This is a genomic window from Prevotella sp. P3-122 (assembly GCF_002251365.1).
GTDB lineage: Bacteria > Bacteroidota > Bacteroidia > Bacteroidales > Bacteroidaceae > Prevotella.
Genome location: NZ_NPJH01000053.1, coordinates 25,415 through 44,626, shown reverse-complemented (window position 1 = coordinate 44,626; position 19,212 = coordinate 25,415). Strand labels below are relative to the sequence as shown.

Annotated in this window: 14 protein-coding genes; 9 read left to right on the top strand and 5 right to left on the bottom strand. The window is 50.8% G+C overall.

Annotation, left to right across the window (positions count from 1 at the left end; translation table 11 throughout):
* Positions 1–254: 254 nt before the first annotated feature.
* On the top strand, positions 255–1,055 hold the full coding sequence (locus CIL02_RS09785; protein WP_094401279.1) for a hypothetical protein: 801 nt from the start codon (positions 255–257) through the stop codon (positions 1,053–1,055).
* 95 nt (positions 1,056–1,150) lie between these two features.
* Here CIL02_RS09785 and CIL02_RS09780 read toward each other — a convergent pair whose 3' ends face one another.
* Positions 1,151–1,804 (bottom strand): septal ring lytic transglycosylase RlpA family protein, encoded by a 654-nt coding sequence (locus CIL02_RS09780; protein ID WP_094401277.1) that lies wholly within the window; start codon positions 1,802–1,804, stop codon positions 1,151–1,153.
* Between the two features lie 53 nt (positions 1,805–1,857).
* Positions 1,858–3,195, bottom strand: coding sequence for an NADP-specific glutamate dehydrogenase (gdhA, locus tag CIL02_RS09775; RefSeq protein ID WP_094401275.1), 1,338 nt, complete (start codon positions 3,193–3,195; stop codon positions 1,858–1,860).
* Between the two features lie 512 nt (positions 3,196–3,707).
* Here gdhA and CIL02_RS09770 point away from each other — a divergent pair.
* Positions 3,708–6,665: a PEP/pyruvate-binding domain-containing protein gene (locus tag CIL02_RS09770; protein ID WP_094401273.1), complete on the top strand. Its 2,958-nt coding sequence runs from the start codon at positions 3,708–3,710 to the stop codon at positions 6,663–6,665.
* A gap of 67 nt (positions 6,666–6,732) precedes the next feature.
* Here the strand turns inward: CIL02_RS09770 and CIL02_RS09765 are convergent, their stop codons facing one another.
* The gene (locus CIL02_RS09765; protein ID WP_240513628.1) at positions 6,733–8,352 is read right to left on the bottom strand and encodes a glycoside hydrolase; all 1,620 of its coding nucleotides are present in this window, start codon (positions 8,350–8,352) and stop codon (positions 6,733–6,735) included.
* 238 nt (positions 8,353–8,590) lie between these two features.
* Here CIL02_RS09765 and CIL02_RS09760 point away from each other — a divergent pair, with 238 nt between their 5' ends.
* From CIL02_RS09760 to CIL02_RS09750, 3 genes are all read left to right on the top strand, one after another.
* A complete protein-coding gene (locus CIL02_RS09760; RefSeq protein WP_094401271.1) occupies positions 8,591–9,793 on the top strand; it encodes a sugar MFS transporter in 1,203 nt (400 codons plus the stop codon).
* A gap of 198 nt (positions 9,794–9,991) precedes the next feature.
* The gene (locus CIL02_RS09755; RefSeq protein WP_094401269.1) at positions 9,992–10,999 is read left to right on the top strand and encodes a class II fructose-bisphosphate aldolase; all 1,008 of its coding nucleotides are present in this window, start codon (positions 9,992–9,994) and stop codon (positions 10,997–10,999) included.
* 98 nt (positions 11,000–11,097) lie between these two features.
* Positions 11,098–12,666, top strand: coding sequence for a Gfo/Idh/MocA family protein (locus CIL02_RS09750; RefSeq protein ID WP_094401267.1), 1,569 nt, complete (start codon positions 11,098–11,100; stop codon positions 12,664–12,666).
* A 454-nt stretch (positions 12,667–13,120) separates the two neighbouring features.
* Here the strand turns inward: CIL02_RS09750 and CIL02_RS09740 are convergent, their stop codons facing one another.
* Positions 13,121–14,173: a DUF4831 family protein gene (locus tag CIL02_RS09740; RefSeq protein WP_094401263.1), complete on the bottom strand. Its 1,053-nt coding sequence runs from the start codon at positions 14,171–14,173 to the stop codon at positions 13,121–13,123.
* A 15-nt stretch (positions 14,174–14,188) separates the two neighbouring features.
* A complete protein-coding gene (locus tag CIL02_RS09735) occupies positions 14,189–15,706 on the bottom strand; it encodes an NAD(P)H-hydrate dehydratase (protein WP_094401261.1) in 1,518 nt (505 codons plus the stop codon).
* 166 nt (positions 15,707–15,872) lie between these two features.
* Here CIL02_RS09735 and hpt point away from each other — a divergent pair, with 166 nt between their 5' ends.
* From hpt to pgeF, 4 genes are all read left to right on the top strand, one after another.
* Positions 15,873–16,409, top strand: a complete 537-nt coding sequence (hpt, locus tag CIL02_RS09730) for a hypoxanthine phosphoribosyltransferase (RefSeq protein WP_094401259.1) — start codon at positions 15,873–15,875, stop codon at positions 16,407–16,409.
* Positions 16,410–16,413: 4 nt separating this feature from the next.
* Positions 16,414–16,986, top strand: a complete 573-nt coding sequence (locus tag CIL02_RS09725; protein ID WP_094401257.1) for an adenylate kinase — start codon at positions 16,414–16,416, stop codon at positions 16,984–16,986.
* 214 nt (positions 16,987–17,200) lie between these two features.
* The gene (obgE, locus tag CIL02_RS09720) at positions 17,201–18,376 is read left to right on the top strand and encodes a GTPase ObgE (protein WP_094401255.1); all 1,176 of its coding nucleotides are present in this window, start codon (positions 17,201–17,203) and stop codon (positions 18,374–18,376) included.
* Complete coding sequence (gene pgeF / locus CIL02_RS09715) at positions 18,366–19,157, top strand: peptidoglycan editing factor PgeF (RefSeq protein WP_094401253.1); 792 nt, start codon at positions 18,366–18,368, stop codon at positions 19,155–19,157. Before obgE ends, pgeF begins: the two co-directional genes overlap by 11 nt.
* The last annotated feature ends 55 nt before the right edge of the window (positions 19,158–19,212 follow it).

Genomic DNA, 19,212 nt, shown 5'->3' with positions numbered 1-19,212 from the left:
TTAAGAAGAAGAGTTAAATGCTTAAGATGGCGTGAAGGTTAATAACCTTGCGGCCTTAAGGTTAATAACCTTACAGGCTTAAGGTTAATAACCTTACTGGCTATGAAACAATATGCATCCCTAACTCCATATATTTATGTGTTTCGTAGAATACCCATTATTAGGGAAATCCCTATGCAAAAATAGGGATTATGGAATAGTATGGTAAGAATAAAAACATTATCTTTGCAACAGAAATAAAAAAAGACAGAGATATGAAAAAGATTACTGTTACTTGCGTTTCTGCAGTCCTGCTGTTGAGCGGCTGCGGTACATACGCCGGACAAGGCACTTACGCTGGTGCTACATTTGGCAGCGTTCTTGGTTCGGCAATAGGAGGAATAAGCGGTGGACCACGTGGCTCAGATATTGGAACCATCATCGGCATGGCTGGTGGTGCCGTTATTGGTGGCGCCATAGGTGAAGCCGCCGACAAGCGTGCTCACGAGGAGATGGTGGAGCATCGTGAGGCTGTGAAGCAGCGCAGGGCAGAGGCTCAGCGTCGTGAGCAGCGTGACATGAGCGGCTTCGACGAGAGCAACAGCGGTGATGACCGCATATATGATTTCGATGGTACTGACTATACGGGTACCTATAGTGCGCAGCAGCCTACTGAGACCATGCCCCTTCAGTCGAGTGTGGAGGTGTCGGCAGGTCGCCTTGCCTATGCTCCGCATATAGAGATACGCAATGCGCGCTTCGTTGATGACGACCAAGATGGCACTATCAGCCGCGGCGAGCTTTGCAAGGTGATATTTGAGATAATGAACACAGGCAAGGCCCCTGTCTACGACGTTCAGCCTATGGTGGTGGATGCCTCCATGAACAAGCATATCTACATCTCGCCCAGCATGCACGTAGAGTCCATAGCCCCTGGCGGTGGCATCCGCTATACAGCCCTTGTCAAGGCCGATAATCGCCTGAAGCCAGGCAACGTGAAGATATGCCTGTCGGTACTGCAGGGGGACAGGGCAATATCAAAAGTAGTGGAGTTTAATATCCCAGTCAGGAAATAGAGTGGGGGTTGCGGATAGAATAAGGTGGGTTCTATCAATTCCCACCGTCTATATTCAACTGGAATGGATGTGTGGTGATGCACGCAGGCGGCGGATCAGAACATACCCTTGATTTTCTCGAATACGTTACTCCATGAGCTTGCGTCTTCGGGCTTCTTGTTCTGCTCATGGCTGTGCGCTTTCGCGGCCCCTGTTGCCGTGGCCTGTTGTTTAGCGGCAGCCTGCTTGTGCTGTGAGGGCTTGTGCTGTGTGCTTTCCTTCGTAGCAGCGTTCTTGGTGTCAGTGCCCTTGCCATCAGCAGCCTTAGGCAGCGTTCTCCCGTTGTCATCGTCATCCTTGAACTGTTCAAGGAAGCTGTATCCCGACTCCGTGAAGTCGAACTCGAATTCGGGTGTGTTCGTTTCCTCGTCCAGCCTGTATGGACCCTTGTTTCCCGGCAGCAACTTCACTTCCACCAGCCCCACTCCCTGTGAGAGCATTCCAATCTCCCTTGCCGCACCGTATGACAAATCTATTATTCGGCCCCGGCCGTATGGGCCTCTGTCCGTAACCTTCACGTCTACGGACTTTCCGTTGGAGAGGTTTGTCACACGCAGCATTGAGCCGAATGGATATGACCTGTGGGCACACGTCAGGCTGTCGTGGTGCAGCCTCTCACCGCTCGCCGTACGGCTTCCCGTAGCTCTTTTGGAATAATAAGAAGCCTTACCCTTCTGTGTCTGAGCATTCAGAAGGGTAAAGCCTGTCATTGCTACGGTGATGATAAATAGCCTTTTTATTATTTGCACATTATATATTTTTTTTATACGATGCCCTGCGCCATCATGGCGTTTGCCACCTTCATAAATCCGGCAACGTTGGCACCCTTTACATAGTCGATGTAGCCATCAGGCTGCTTGCCGTACTTCACGCACTGCTCGTGTATGGAGTGCATGATGTAGTGCAGCTTGTCGTCAACCTCTTTCTCGCTCCAGCTCAGCCTTATGGAGTTCTGTGTCATCTCCAGACCGCTTGTTGCCACGCCACCTGCGTTGACGGCCTTACCCGGTGCGAAGAGCTGCTTGGCAGCAATCAGCTTGTCTACGGCTTCGGCGGTGCATCCCATGTTAGACACCTCTGCCACGCACAGTGGCTTGTGGGCGAGTATCATGTCGGCATCTTCTCCGTTCAGCTCGTTCTGTGTGGCGCATGTGAGGTAGATGTCAGCCTTCTGCTCCCACGGCTTCCTTCCCTCGAAGAACTGTGAGCCGCTGAACTCCTCCTCGTATGGCTGGCAGATATCGTTGCCGCTTGCGCGTAGCTCGAGCATGTACTCAATCTTCTCGTCGTCCAGTCCTGCCGGGTCGTAGATATATCCGTCTGGTCCGCTGATGGTGATGACCTTTGCTCCCAGCTCAGTAGCCTTCTTGGCTGCTCCCCATGCCACATTGCCAAATCCACTAATGGCAACGGTTTTGCCCTTGATGTCGATGTCGCGTGTTTGTAGCATCTGGTTGACAAAGTATAGTGCGCCATAGCCAGTAGCCTCCGGGCGTATGCGCGAGCCGCCCCATTCGAGTCCCTTGCCTGTGAGCACGCCCTCCCACTGGTGTGTGAGCTTCTTGTATGTTCCAAAGAGGTAGCCAATCTCCCTTGCTCCAACGCCGATGTCGCCTGCCGGCACGTCCTCGTTAGGTCCGATATGACGATACAGCTCCTGCATGAATGCCTGGCAGAACCTCATCACCTCGGCATCGCTACGCCCGCGGATAGAGAAGTCGCTACCACCCTTGGCACCGCCCATAGGGAGCGTGGTGAGCGCATTCTTGAATGTCTGCTCAAAGCCAAGGAACTTCATGATGCTCAGGTTTACGGATGCATGGAAGCGCAGTCCGCCCTTGTACGGTCCGATGGCGCTGTTGAACTGCACACGGTAGCCGGTGTTTACATGCACCTCTCCGCGGTCGTCTACCCATGGCACTCTGAACATGATTACGCGCTCGGGCTCTACAAGCCTCTCAATGAGCTTGGCCTTTTCAAACTCCGGGTGTTGGTTATATACGTCTTTGATTGATGTGAGCACTTCCTTGACAGCCTGAAGATATTCGGGCTCGCCCGCATGCTTGTGCATTAGGTCTTGGATAATTTTGTCAACTTCCATAGTAAAATCAGATGTTTTAGGTTTGTAGTGTCAATATGTTATTATTATGTTGCAAATATAGTTTTTTTCTTTATAACATCCAAATAAAATAAGGATAATTAATGTATTGAAAGTTACTTTTTGTTTGGAGGGGAGGTCGAAGGTCTAATGTCTATGGTCTAAGGTCTGGTATCTGAGGTCTAAGGTAGAGGAGTTTGATGTCTATGGGGTAATAATAGCGCTTACAGCGCGTACTGCCTATGGTATTCGCTTCTATATAACATGTATCGTTTATTTCCCGTTTTGCTCAGGGGAAGGCCACAGTGGTGAACTGAATAGTAACGGTCAAAATGTCTTTTCTTAAAAAAGATTAAAGTTGGGGTGTGGGATGTTATGGGGACAGGACGTATAGGATTTTTTGTGTAAGTTTGCAGTCGGTAAGCATCCCGTCCATACACCTTATTATATATATGTCCCTTTTGGGGCATTTGTGGTGAAGGGGATGCTATGGTGACCTAAACATCAATATCGAAATGGAAAGCAATATACCGCAGGAGTGGAATAAGTTCTACCTAAAAGACGTGACGTTCGTCAACCTGATGATGCGACGCGTGTACAACGTGCTGATAGTAGCCAATCCCTACGATGCCTTCATGCTTGAGGACGACGGTAGGGTGGAGGAGAAGATATATAATGAGTATATGGAGCTTGGCCTCCGCTATCCCCCTACCTTCACACAGGTGTCAACCATTGATGAGGCCGAGAAGGTCCTCATGACAACCAATGTGGACCTTGTGCTCTGTATGCCCGGCAATGCCGACAACGATGCGTTCACCGTTGCCCGTGACATCAAGGGACGTTTCCCCGACATCCATTGCATAGTGCTGACTCCTTTCTCCCACGGCATCACGCGCCGCATGCAGAATGAGGACCTGTCGATGTTCGACTATGTATTCTGCTGGCTTGGCAATACCAACCTTATCCTCTCCATTATCAAGCTCATCGAGGACAAGATGAACATTGAGCACGACATCAAGGAGGCCGGCGTCCAGATGATACTCCTCGTGGAGGACTCTGTGCGCTTCTACAGTTCTATCTTGCCCAACCTCTACAGCTACATACTCGTTCAGAGCCAGCGGATCTCCACCGAGGCCCTGAACCGCCATTCGGCAACCATGCGTATGCGTGGCCGTCCGAAGGTGGTGCTTGCCCGCAGTTACGAGGAGGCTATGGAACTGTACGAGAAATACAAGGATAACACGCTCGGCGTAATCAGCGATGCCCGCTTCCCCGTAAATGGAGAGAAGGACTCAGATGCAGGCTTGAAGCTTCTGCGTGCCATCCGTGCGCAAGACGAATACGTGCCGCTCATCATGGAAAGCTCCGACAGCGACAACCGCCAGCGTGCTGAGGCCGAGGGTTTCCGCTTCGTAGACAAGAACAGCAAGAAGATGAGCATAGACCTGAAGCGCATCATGGAGGAGCACATGGGCTTTGGCGACTTTATCTTCCGCAATCCTGTTACACGCGAGGAGATAGTGCGCATACACAACCTGAAGGAGCTGCAGGACAACATCTTCAAGATACCGCGCGACTCCATGCTCTACCATATCTCGCGCAACCACATGAGCCGCTGGCTCTGCGCGCGTGCCATCTTCCCCGTGTCGGCATTCCTCAAGCAGGTGACGTGGCATAAGCTGCAGGATGTCGATGCCCACCGCAAGATAATCTTCGATGCCATCGTGCAGTACCGACATATGAAGAACACCGGCGTCGTGGCAGTCTTCGACCGTGGCAAGTTCGATAAGTATGCCCACTTCGCGCGCATTGGCGAAGGCTCGCTCGGAGGCAAGGGCCGCGGCCTCGCCTTCCTCGACAATATCATCAAGAGGCATCCGGAGTTCAGCCAGCTGCCTGGCGTCACCGTCCAGATACCCAAGACCGTGGTGCTCTGCACGGATGTCTTCGACCAGTTCATGGAGCAGAACAACCTCTACCAGATAGCCCTCAGCGACGCTTCCGACGAGGAGATACTGGCTGCTTTCCTGAAGGCCCAGCTTCCCGATTCGCTGATAGACGACTTCTTCACCTTCTTCGAGGCTACGGGAAGTCCCATTGCCGTGCGCTCCAGCTCCCTGTTGGAGGATGCCCACTACCAGCCTTTTGCCGGAATATATTCCACCTACATGATACCCTGGCTCGATGACAAGTATGCCATGCTGCGCATGCTCGCCGCAGCCATAAAAGGTGTCTATGCGTCTGTTTATTACCGTGACTCAAAAGCCTACATGACGGCCACGAGCAATGTCATCGACCAGGAGAAGATGGCAGTGATATTGCAGTCGGTGGTGGGCAAGAGCTATGGCGACAGGTATTATCCCAACATGAGCGGAGTGCTCAGGTCGATAAACTATTACCCCATAGGCAACGAGACCGCCGAGGAAGGAATAGCGTCGCTGGCCTTGGGACTTGGAAAGTATATCGTTGACGGTGGGCAGACCCTGCGAGTGTCGCCATACCATCCCGACCAGGTGCTGCAGACGTCAGAGATGGAGACAGCACTTCGCGAGACTCAGACCAAGTTCTATGCCCTCGACATGAAGCATGTGGGCGAGGATTTCAAGGTTGACGACGGTTTCAACATCCTCCAACTGAAAGTTAAGGATGCCGTTGCCGACAACTCGCTCAACTATATCGTCTCCACCTACGACCCCTACGACCAGGTTATCCGTGACGGTCTCTATGATGGTGGGCGCAAGATAGTGTCATTCTGCGGAGTTCTCCAGCAGGGCATCATTCCCCTGCCGCAGCTGCTGCGGATGTCCATGGAATATGGTGCCGACTCCATGCGCCGTCCCGTGGAGATAGAGTTTGCCTGCAATGTAAATGCCGACCGCACGGCCGACTTCTACCTTCTGCAGATACGCCCCATCGTAGACTCCAAGCAGATGCTCGACGAGGACGTGGCTTCCATACCAGACAGCCGGTGCCTGCTGCGATCCCACCGCTCGCTTGGTCATGGCGTATGCGAGGATGTATGCGATGTGGTCTACGTGAAGTACGACGATGACTTCACCGCAATGAACAACCCGCGTGTTGCCGACGACATCGAACGCATCAACCGTAAGTTCCTTGCCGATGACCGTGGCTACGTGCTCGTAGGACCGGGCCGATGGGGCTCCAGCGATTCATGGTTGGGCGTGCCTGTTAAGTGGCCGCATATCTCCGCAGCACGCCTAATCGTGGAGGTGGCATTGAAGAACTACCGCGTAGACCCAAGTCAGGGTACCCACTTCTTCCAGAATCTCACGAGTTTCGGTGTGGGATATTTTACCATTGACACCAATACTGGTGACGGACTGTTCAAAAAAGAACTCCTCGACAGCATGGAAGCCATCGAGGAGACAGAATATGTCAGGCACGTGCGTTTTGACAAGCCACTAAGAATACTTATGGATGGAATGAAGCAAGAGGGTGTGTGCCTGTGTTAAGGGTTCGAGAGGTTCGAGAGGTTCGAGAGGTTCGAAGGGTTTGAGAGGTTCAAAGGGTTTGAGCCTCTCAATCTGTTTCTTCCACCAGCGTTGTGATGCTTCGTGGGGTTAACGTTATTTCCGTACCTGCTGTGCCTACAGGAGCGAGGCTCTCTGCCGAGATGTCCGACGTGCGGTATAGCTTCCAGTTCCTTCCGTTGCCGTCAACCTTGATGCTTATTGGCAGCAGGCTCTCCGAATAGTTGATTGCCACTACAGCCAGCTTCCCGTCCTTGTTTCGGTAGGCGGAGAGCATTGCTCCGTAAGGGCGTGTATCACCTTCGCTGACCTCGTTGCCATCCTTGTCATATGCCTTTACCGACAGCCTTACAGCTCCCGGCCTGACAAAGCGGCTGTAGTTGCCCATTGCCCACATCAGTTTAGAGTCTACCGCATGTCCTGTCTTCATGTCATCGTCAGAATATATCCTTATCAGTCCATCCTTGTAGTTGCCTCCGCAGGCGCGCCACCATGACCAACTGCATGCGTTGCCGTATACAAGGTCGTAGTGCATCACACGTGCCACGTAGAGTGCAGTCTTCATCGAGAAGTCGAAGTTGCCGCCGCCGCCAATCTCCTCGTCGTTGCCCATTATGCATATCTCGCTCTGCCAGTATTTCAGGTTGTGCTTGGCCAGCGTGTCGCGCAGACGGAGCCTGATGCTCCGCATGGTGTCTACGGGCGTGTTTGTCCAGTAGCTGTGGCCGAGCACTATGTTGGGTATGTTTGGCAGTCCGTTTACAGAAATCTTTGCGCTGTCTTTTGTAAACAGCGTGCTTATGGTGTTGCCCCGCTCCCATCCGGCCATGTATGTGCCGAGCAGGCATCTGATGTCGGAGCTCTCGTTTAGTACGATTTCCGTCTGTAGCTTGTCCTTCTTGAAAGCCTTGCTCGTTTCCTTTGCCAGCCTGCTTATCTCCCTGTTCGTGGCAGGCGAGCCTTCCTGCTTGGGCCCCAGCCAGTTCCAGTGTCCGTCGGGTTCGTTGACAGGACTGACATAGTCTATCCTCACCCCGTCGTGCTCCTCTATTCCCTTTGTAGCCTTAGCCAGGAACGATGCGAAGTCGTCGAAGCAGTTGTCTTTCAGGTTTATTGTTCCGTCGCGGCCCGTGTTCGTTGCCAATCCGTTCTTGGTGAACTGCACTGGAGCGGAGTTGCAGAACAGCAGCAGGTAGGGCACGCCTCGCTCCTTGGCAAGCTTCAGAAACCGCCTCTGCCCCTGTTGTTTCGTCCAGTCCCATGTGCCATCGGGCTGCAGCAGACATTCTGTTCGTGTGCCCTGATTTATCTGTGCCGAGTCACCCTGTTCCCAACTTCCTGCTCCAAGGTTCATGCGCCATAGTGACAGTCCGATGCCCTTGGGCTTTCCCGTCACGTCGTTCTCGCAGCTGAACAGCCAGTCTGCAATCTGTCTTTGCTGATCTTCCGGCCATAGTCCCAGAAACAGCATGCTCCATGCGTCCGATGCTCCGAAGTGCTCAATGGTCTGCTGTTCCTGGGTGGTGACAATTTGAAAAGTTTTTGGTGCGAATGTGTCAGCCTTCCTCTGCCATCTCTTTCCTTTGTTCTGTGCAGAGAGCGTTGCGGCAGAAACAGTCATGAGTAGTGCCAGTAGCTGGCAACATCTTTTGATAGTCTTGTCAGTCATAATGTTCTTGTTTAGGTTCGATAGTGCAAAGATAGTAAAAATATTATTGAAAGAATGTGTTTTTTGAGTTTAAAGTTTAATGTAGGTTGCTAAGAAGTGCTCGAGAGAGTCAATGTAGGTTTTTGTGGAAATTGCGATGCCAGAATGCAATTTTTGCCGAGAACTTACGTTTTTATGAAGATGGGGATGCAGTCACGCTGCTCTTCATGCGGCATTGAAATAAACCAATAAGATAAGTATGAGACAATACAGACCGACCTTGACAGACAGACGCTATGTAGTGCCCTTCGCACTCATAACCTCCCTGTTCTTCCTATGGGGTTTCGCCCGTGCGATACTCGACGTGTTGAACAAGCATTTCCAGAATGCCCTTGACATCAGCCTTACGCAGTCGTCGCTCATTCAGGTGACAACATATCTTGGCTATTTCCTTACCGCCATTCCTGCCGGATGGTTCATCAACCGTCAGGGTTATCGCCGTGGCGTGGTGTTCGGCCTTGCCTTGTTTGCACTGGGCTCGCTGATGTTCATTCCAGGTGCAGCCATAGGTACTTTCTATGCCTTCCTGCTGCCTCTGTTCATCATCGGTTGCGGACTGGTGTTTCTGGAGACTGCCGCCAACCCGTATGCCTCGGAGCTTGGCGATAAGGCCACAGCTTCCAGCCGACTGAACTTCTCTCAGTCTTTCAACGGCTTGGGTTGCCTGTTTGCCACCTATGTGGTAGGTCAGTTCCTCTTTAACGGCTCCAATGAGGGCGGCGACGTTGTGGTGCCATATACGCTGCTTGGCATCCTTGTGATGGTCATCGCCGTGGTATTCTCGCGCGTGCATCTGCCCGAGATTAAGCATGAGGAGACAGAAGAAGACCGCATCAAGGATACGAGGATTATGAAACTGTTCAAGCATCACCCGATGTTTGTCTTCGGACTGTTCTCGCTGCTGGCTTACGAGATAGCTGAGATTTCCATCAACAGCTACTTCATCAACTTCGTTACCGGGCAGGGCTGGATGGATGACAACTCTGCGTCGATGGTGCTTACCGTTGCCCTTGGGTTCTTTATGGTAGGGCGTTTCCTGGGCAGCTGGATTATGCGCCGCATACCTGCCGAGCGCATGCTGATGTATTGCTCATTGGGCAGCGTGTCCTGTTTGGGAGTGGTGCTTCTCGATATTGGCCATTGGTCTATGTATGCCCTGATAGCCAATTATCTTTTCGAGGCCATAATGTTCCCTACCATCTTCTCGCTGTCGCTCCAGGGACTTGGCAATCTGACCAAGAGTGCCTCGTCGCTTCTGATGATGACCCCTATCGGTGGCTGCTTCTTCCTGCTTATGGGCTATGTGGCCGACCAGACTAATCTCGTGGTTCCGTTCCTGATACCTTTTATCGGATATTTCATAGTTTTGCTCTATGCCTCTGAGCTGAGCCGCAAGAGCTGAGTCGGAACAGACAACTAGGGCGTTTGCCAATTCTGCTTTGCAAAACAAGCGTGAAGTTCGTGTAATGTGGCAATATTCAACTTTTTAACTTTGCCGAAACATTAATTAAACGCCCAACATTTTGTTATGAGGAATTAAATTGTTAAATTTGCAAGCGTTTTAGATATAGTAGTTTCGTTTAAATATCAATAAAAAGTTATGGTAAATTACAAAGATTTGGGTCTTGTGAACACCCGTGAGATGTTCAAAAGAGCAGTAGCTGGTGGCTATGCCATCCCAGCATTCAACTTCAACACAATGGAGCAGATGCAGGCCATCGTCCAGGCAGCTGTTGAGACAAAGTCTCCTGTTATCATGCAGGTTTCTAAGGGCGCACGCAACTATGCCAACGCTACTATCCTCCGCTATATGGCCGAAGGTGCTGTACAGTATGCAAAGGAACTTGGCTGCGAGCATCCTGAAATCGTGCTCCACCTCGACCATGGTGACAGCTTCGAGCTCTGCAAGGACTGCATCGACATGGGCTTCTCTTCTGTAATGATCGACGGTTCTCACCTCCCATACGAGGAGAACGTGGCTCTCGCAAAGAAGGTTGTTGACTACGCTCACCAGTATGACGTGACTGTAGAGGCTGAGCTCGGTGTTCTCGCAGGTGTTGAGGACGAGGTTTCTGCCGCTGAGTCTCACTACACAAAGCCTGAGGAAGTAATCGACTTCGCTACACGCACAGGTTGCGACTCACTCGCTATCTCTATCGGTACTTCTCACGGTGCATACAAGTTCACTCCAGAACAGTGCACACGCGACCCGAAGACAGGTCTGCTCGTTCCTCCTCCATTGGCATTCGACATCCTTGCCGAGATTGAGCAGAAGCTCCCTGGATTCCCAATCGTTCTCCACGGTTCTTCTTCTGTACCACAGGACGAGGTTGCTACCATCAACAAGTTCGGTGGCAAGTTGCCAGACGCTATCGGTATTCCAGAAGACCAGCTCCGTCAGGCTGCTAAGTCGGCTGTTTGCAAGATCAACATCGACTCTGACTCTCGTCTGGCCATGACTGCTGCAATCCGTCAGCACCTCGCTGAGCATCCTGGAGACTTCGACCCACGTCAGTATCTGAAGCCTGCTCGTGAGAACATGAAGAAGATGTACATCCACAAGATTGTGAACGTGCTCGGTTCTGATGGCAAGCTCGCACAGCAGTAATTAGTATTTCACTTATCATATTCTGCATAGGGATGACGCACACTCATGTGGGTGGTCATCCCTTTTTTTTATCTAAACCTTTTAAGATATAGATAAATATGAGAACAATTCGTTTGGCAATGTCTGCAATCCTCTTGGCGGCAACAGCCGTGCTTGTTCCGGCTCATGTGGCCGCACAGTCCCTGTCGTCTTCTACCAAGTGGCATTGGAACAAGGGAACCATAGTAGTTGACTCGCCTGAGCGTCCTGCCGGGCAGCAGTCGGTAATAGGGCTCACGGCTCCAAAGATGGATGTTGTGAGAGTGGGTTTTGTGGGTCTCGGAATGAGAGGTCCCGGTGCAGTGGAACGCTTTACATATATTCCTGGTACCCACATTGTTGCCCTGTGCGACTACGAGGAGGCACGTGCGGTGAAATGTCAGGAAATGCTGCGCAAGGCCAGCCTTCCGCCAGCAGCAATATATTCGGGTGAGGAAGGCTACAAGCCATTGTGCGAGCGTGAGGATATAGATCTCGTGTATATAGCCGCAGACTGGGTACATCATTTTCCGATTGCAAAGTATGCGCTGGAGCATGGTAAGCATGTGGCCATAGAGGTTCCGTCGGCAATGAACCTTGAGCAGTGCTGGGAACTCATCAACCTTTCGGAGACTACACGCAAGCATTGCTTCATTCTGGAGAACTGCTGCTATGACTGGTTCGAGATGAATACTCTGAACATGGCACAGCACGGAGTGTTCGGTGAGGTGCTGCGTGCACAGGGAGCATACATCCATAACCTTGATGACTTTTGGGATTACTATTGGAAGACTGATGCCACCGATAAACTCGGATGGAGACTGCGATACAACATGGAGAGCCGTGGCGACCTGTATGCTACCCATGGACTCGGTCCTGTTGCTCAGGCTCTCGACATACACCGTGGCGACCGCATGGCTACGCTCGTTGCCATGGATACCAAGTCAGTTCACGGAGTGGAACTGGTGGAAAAGGCTACAGGTGAGAAGTGCGACAGCTTCCGCAATGGTGACCATACCACTACGCTTATCCGCACAACCAACGGTAAAGTTATAGAGATACAGCACAACGTGATGAGCCCTCAGCCATACAACCGTCTGTATCAGCTCACGGGTACAAGAGGTTTCGCCAACAAGTATCCTGTAGAGGGATATGCTTTAGACTCAAAGCAGATGGCCGCATCGGGCGTTCAGCCACAGGTGGACAATCTTAATACCCACTCGTTCCTTCCACAGGCAGAGGCTGCCTCCTTGGTAGCAAAGTACCAGCACCCGATATTGAAGAAATATGGCGAGATGGCTAAGGAGGTTGGAGGCCATGGCGGTATGGACTTCATTATGGATAGCAGACTGGTATATTGTATGCAGAACGGACTGCCACTTGACATGGATGTCTATGACATGGCTGAGTGGTGCTGCCTTGCCGAGCTTGGTGCACTGTCGATGGACAATGGCTGTGCTGCTGTTGCCTTCCCCGACTTCACTCGCGGCCACTGGAATGATGTCAAGGGGTATAGGCATGCCTTTGCCTCTCCAGAGGATGAAGCTGCTGCCGAGGCAGCAGCCAAGGCTGCAACGGCCAAGCTGAAAGAGCGTGGTGCCAAAGAATGGGCAAAAATAGATAAGAAGGCGAAAAAGGCAAAGAAATAAAAGACCATAGCAGAGAATACAGAACAAGCGGACCAGAAGTCTGATGGACTTTAGGGCCGCTTGTTATTGTTATAGCCAATTACTTCAGCTTGTGTGCTATGCCTCACGCGCATTGATTATATTCAGGTTCAGCAGAAATTTCCTGGGGGCTACAGTGACTTGTATGTCGAGTCTTTCCTCCATTTCTCTTATCCAGAATAGGACTAATTCTCTTATCCAGAATAGGACTAACGATTTCTGTGCCAGTTTTGCATATCTCAGAGCAAAGCATTGCATCTGCCCACGCAAAGCTTTGCATGCGCCAACGCAAAGCATTGCATCCGTCCACGCAAAGCTTTGCATTTGCCTACGCAAAGCATTGCCATGTTTTTCCACCGAACTTATACCCAGGGCGCCGATATGCTCTGTCTTGGGCTATGTTATTGTTGTGGTTTCAGCTCGTGGGAACTATTGCTTATTTCTCTAAAGGCAGTGCCTCTATGCTCAGAATGCTTCCGTTGAGTGGATCGAGGATTAGCTTGCTGCTCTGCTTCTTTCCGAACAGCTCACCGCTAAGTGCTTCCACCTTGCCAAACTGTGGGGCTGTGAAGACTTTCCTTGCCAACTGCGATTTGTTGGCTGCGAATATTGTTGCTTCCATTTTCGCCGGGATGTTTACCCTTAGCCCTATGTCGTTCTTGTCTTTCTTCTCTGCTTCCGGGTCAGCATCGTTATCTACAGCCTTGGTCTTGGCTATGCCAATATAATAAGGTGTGCCCGAAAGGTCGTCTGTATCGACAAGTCCGAAGTACTTGCTGAAGCGGAAAAGCAATTCGCGTTCGGTCTCGTTTCTCGGCACGAAGTATAGCGTTGCCAGGGTGGTGTCCTTGCGTGTCGTTCCTGCGAATACCTGTAATAGGGCTTTCTCCTGGGTGTCAAGCTCGTTCATCATAATCCTTAGCTGCGCCCCATCCTTTGGCATGAAGTCGGCCTCGCCCCTTGACAGCTGTGTCCTGCTGTCCCTGATGTCGTAGATCTCATTTGCTGTTAGCTCGGCCATCTTTGCCGTGCTTGTTGCAGAGATAATGTCTTGCGACATGTAGTCCTTAGGGTTGAGAGGTGCCTTCTGTGGTGACGGAGTGAATGTTGGCAATGGCTTCGCGCTCTTGGCATCGGCATTTATGGCCAGCAATAGTCCGTTGTCAGACCTTACGGCCTTTACGACGTGGTGCTTCTTGTCAAGACTTAGCTTGAACTGCTTTGCTGAGTCAGGCTCTGCAACGGCATACATGTCAGTCTTGATGATGCGGTAGGTAGTGGATGGTGCCAGCTGGACGTTGTCGAGCTTCATGTATTTTCTGGCGTAGGGTGCGAATTGTCCTGGCTCGTATGTTGTTTTCTCAATGAGCAGATTGATGTGTATAGCTGTTTTCGGCAGGTAGTAGGATATAGCTTCCTCGGCCGTCTGGGCTTTTGCGCAGAAGATGGCGAGTGCAGAAAGCAGGGTTGTCGATAAGAGTTTTCTCATGATGCTATGTTGTTTTTATTCTTGTATGCTTCTGAAAGCCATCGGTAGATGGTCTATAATGTCGCTTGCGATAAGGCTTTCCTTGCCCAGCTTGCCGGCGGCAATGTCGCCCGCCAGCCCATGAAGGTATACTCCCAGCAGGCAAGCCTGTTCCTCGCTGTAGCCTCGGGCAAGCAGTCCTGTAAGTATGCCTGTGAGCACGTCGCCGCTTCCTGCCGTTGCCATTCCGCTATTGCCTGTGTTGTTGAAGAAGACCTTTCCCTGTGGTGTGCAGACAGCTGTATAGTGTCCTTTCAGGATGATGAAGGCATCATGCCTCTCGGCAAAGTCCAATGCCTTGGCAAGCCTGTCGTAGTCGCCATTGGCAGCGTTGCTGGCAAGTTTGTCCATCTCTTTGGGGTGTGGAGTCATGATGATGTTTTTAGGCAACTGCTGTAGCCAGGCGCGATGGTTGGCAAGGATGTTGAGCGCATCAGCATCCGCAACTATCGGACAGTGGGTGCGCTTGAATTGTCCAATCAGGGCCACGGCTGTGGTCTCTGCCTGCCCAAGTCCCGGTCCTATGCCCAGCGCGTCGATGTCGTCGGCGCTTGCAGACTCAGATAACACTTCTGCATCAGGGTCTATGGACAGTACGGCCTCCGGTACGGCGATTTGCATTATCATGCAGTTGTTTTTTGGCGTGCGTGTGGTTACTTTCCCGGCACCGCTTCTCAGACAGGCTTTCGTTGCCAGTACTGCTGCGCCTGCCATGCCGTAGCTGCCTGCCACGATGAGCGCGTTGCCCATACTTCCCTTGTGTACGAAGTCTGGCCTTGGCCTGACGAGTGTCCTGATATCGGCCTCGTCTACGATGCAGTACTTGCATTCTGTATTGTCGGCATATTCCTTGCTCAGTCCTATGTCTAGGATTTGAAGCTTGCCGATATACGGCTGGTTGTCAGCAAACATCATTGCGAGTTTCTTGTACTGCAATGTTAGCGTAACATCGGCTCGGATAATGTTTGTCCTGATGTTGTAGGTGTTGTCCTCGCACATCAGCCCCGACGGAATGTCGATGCTGACAACCTTGGATGGTGACTGGTTGATATACTTTACAAGCGATGCGAAGCCTCCAGACAGCGGTTTGTTCAGTCCTGACCCGAACAGTCCATCGACAACAAGGGTGTCCTCTGTGAGCTGAGGGGGGTCGAAGTTGAGGCTAATCTCGGAGAACGACTTTATCTTCTTGCTCTCGTTAAGTCGTTTCCTGTTGACTGAACAGTCGGCAGACAGGTTGTTGTGGATATTGAACAGGTATACTCTTACCTGATAGCCCTTGTCTGCGAGCATTCTTGCTACAGCAAGTGCGTCGCCGCCATTGTTGCCAGGCCCGGCAAACACCACGACGGGAGTATTCGCAGCCCATCTCTCTGCAATGGCATGAGTGATGGCCTTGGCTGCCCTCTCCATCAGGTCAACAGACGAGATGGGTTCGTGCTCAATGGTGTATTTGTCATGCTCGTGAATTTGAGCAGAGGTGAAAATCTTCATAACGATGCAAAAATACAAAATTATTACTAATCATGGCTTATCTGAGGCCATATTTTTAGTAATTTTACATATGTGCAGGCTCTGATGTTATAAAAAACGTGAAGAATATTTTGATATTCCCCCGTTTTGCACTAACTTTGCCACAATAAATAATCAAAGTCACACAATGAGTATTGTTAAAATCAAGGATAAGACGTTCAGAACGTTTATCCCTGAAGACCAGATTACAGAAAGGGTTAAGGCTGTCGCAGAGAGGATTAACAAAGACTTGGCCGACAAGAACCCTCTCTTTCTCGCTGTTCTCAATGGTTCGTTCATATTTGCGGCGGACCTTATGAGGTATATCACCATACCCTGTGAGATATCGTTTGTGAAACTGGCTTCTTACCAGGGAACGACATCGACGGGAGTCATCAAGGAGGTTATAGGACTTAACGAGGAACTCGCCGGAAGGACGGTTGTCATCCTTGAGGACATCGTGGACACGGGCTTCACCATCAAGCGCATGATAGAGACTCTTGGCACCCGTGGCCCAGAGTCGGTACATGTTTGCACGTTGCTTCTCAAACCAGGCAAGCTACAGGTGCCCCTGAACGTTGAGTATGTGGCGATGGAAATACCAAACGACTTCATTGTGGGCTATGGTCTTGACTACGACCAGCAGGGTCGAAACTTAAGAGATATTTATACATTAGTGGAATAAAATCATGAAGAATATTGTTATTTTCGGTGCTCCTGGTTCAGGCAAGGGCACACAGAGCGAACTGATGATCAATAAGTACGGTTTTGGACATATCTCTACAGGAGACGTGTTGCGTGCCGAGATAAAGAATGGAACAGAGCTTGGCAAGACGGCCAAGGGTTTTATCGACAACGGACAGCTCATACCGGATGAACTGATGATTGATATTCTTGCCAGTGTCTATGACAGCTTTGGAAAGGAACATAAGGGGATAATCTTCGATGGTTTCCCAAGAACTATTCCGCAGGCTGAGGCCCTGAAGAAGATGCTCGCTGATAGAGGACATTGTATAGCAGCTATGATAGAGCTGTATGCTCCAGAGGATATCCTCATGGCACGACTGCTCAACCGTGGCAAGGAGCAGGGACGCTCAGACGACAATGAGGAGACTATCAACAAGCGGCTCGCCGTTTACAAAAGTCAGACAGCTCCGCTCATTGACTGGTACAAGAAAGAGGGACTTCACCATTATGTTAAGAGCTATGGCATCCTTGAGGAAATATTCGCTGATGTCTGCAAAATCATCGATGAATTGTAATTTTAAGTAAAGAGTGAAGAGTGAAGAATTCAAATGGTAAGTGTAGAATGCACTTCCGAATGCGGGTTACATATGGATTCTTCCCTCTTTACATAACTCCTTTTCACTCTTGGATTCTTCACTCTTCCCTCTTCATTTAACTCCTTCATTCTTCACTTAACTCCTTTTCCCTCTTGGATTCTTCACGCTTCATTCTTCACTCTTCATTTAAAACATGGCCGAATCAAATTTTGTAGATTATGTAAAGATATACTGCCGCTCTGGTAAGGGTGGCAAAGGCTCTATGCACCTCAGGCATGTCAAATACAATCCCAACGGCGGTCCCGACGGTGGTGACGGTGGAAGGGGTGGTGACATAATACTCCGTGGCAACCACAACTATTGGACGCTGCTCCACTTAAAGTATCAAAGGCACGTCTTTGCAGAGCATGGCGGTAATGGCGGGCGTGACAAATGTCATGGCACAGATGGCAAGGACCAGTATATAGACGTACCGTGCGGTACCGTGGTATATGATGCCGAGACTGGAAAATACATCTGTGATGTCACTTACGACGGACAGGAGGTGGTACTGCTGAAAGGTGGTAGGGGTGGACTGGGCAACTTCCAGTTCCGTACGGCCACCAATCAGGCACCGCGCTTCGCACAGCCTGGCGAGCCCATGCAGGAGCGTACCGTCATCATGGAGCTGAAGCTCCTTGCCGATGTTGGTCTTGTTGGTTTCCCCAACGCTGGTAAGTCCACACTGCTGTCGGCACTCTCCAGTGCGCGTCCGAAGATTGCCAATTATCCTTTTACCACCCTTGAGCCAAGTCTCGGCATCGTTGCCTACCACGACAACAAGTCGTTTGTTATGGCTGACATACCGGGCATCATCGAGGGAGCAAGTGAGGGTAAGGGACTCGGACTGAGGTTCCTGAGACATATAGAGCGAAACTCGCTTCTACTTTTCATGGTTCCCGGAGATACCGATGACATAAAGCGTGAATACGAGGTGCTGCTCAACGAACTGAAGCAGTTCAATCCCGAGATGCTCGACAAGCACAGGGTCCTCGCCGTGACGAAGTGCGACCTTCTTGACGAGGAACTCATGGAGATGCTGCGCGAGCATCTGCCCGACGACCTGCCGGTGGTATTTATATCATCTGTTACAGGTCTTGGAATGGCGGAACTGAAGGATGTGCTGTGGCGTGAGCTGAACAGCGAGAGCAACAAACTACAGGACATTACGTCCGAGGATACGCTCGTACACCGTGACAAGGACATGTCGAAGTTCCTTGTCGAGATGCAGGACGAAGGAGAGGATATTGAATTTGTTGACGAGGAGGATATAGAGGATATCGACGAACTCGAGGACTACGAGTACGAGGAGGACTACGATGAAGAGTAAGCCGCAGTTGCTCTCCTACGATATAGCGGATGGAGTCAGGGCTTTCTCGACAACCCGGCATGGTGGAGTGGGGCAGGGACCTTACTCCTCATTCAATATCAACCATTATTGTGGTGATGAGCCTGCTGCCGTGAATGCCAACAAGGAGGCTTTGGCCAGGGAACTCGGCATTGCTTCCGACCATATACTCATGCCGCACCAGATACACGAGGCCGCCTTCCGTATTGTCGGCCCCGACTTTTTCTTGTTGAAGCCCTCTGACCGCGACATGCTTCTCGATGGTGTGGACGGAATAATGACCTCAGAACAGGGAGTGTGCATTGGAGTCTCTACAGCCGATTGCATACCCGTGCTTTTGTATGATGCTGCTCATCATGCTGCCTGCGCTGTGCATGCGGGATGGCGCGGCACGGTACAGTATATAACGATGAAGGCCATAAGTGAGATGCGTGTGGCCTTTGGTAGTGACGCCTCCGCATTACATGCCGTCATTGGCCCAGGCATCTTATTGGAAAGCTTTGAGGTTGGGCATGAGGTGTATGAGGAATTTGCTCAGGCAGGCTTCGATATGGATAAGGTTGCGCGGCTCTATGACAAATGGCACATAGACCTTCCCGAATGCAACAGACAGCAGCTTGTTGCCTCAGGCGTACTTGCAGAGAACATACAGATGGCAGGAATAGATACGTTTGCGGCAACAGACGATTTCTTCTCTGCCCGAAGACTTGGTAAGGAGTCTGGGCGAATATATACAGCAATAATGATAGAACAGCAAACCTAATGAAACAGAATTCTTTGAAATACTTTAATATCAACCGTTTATTCAATAACATACC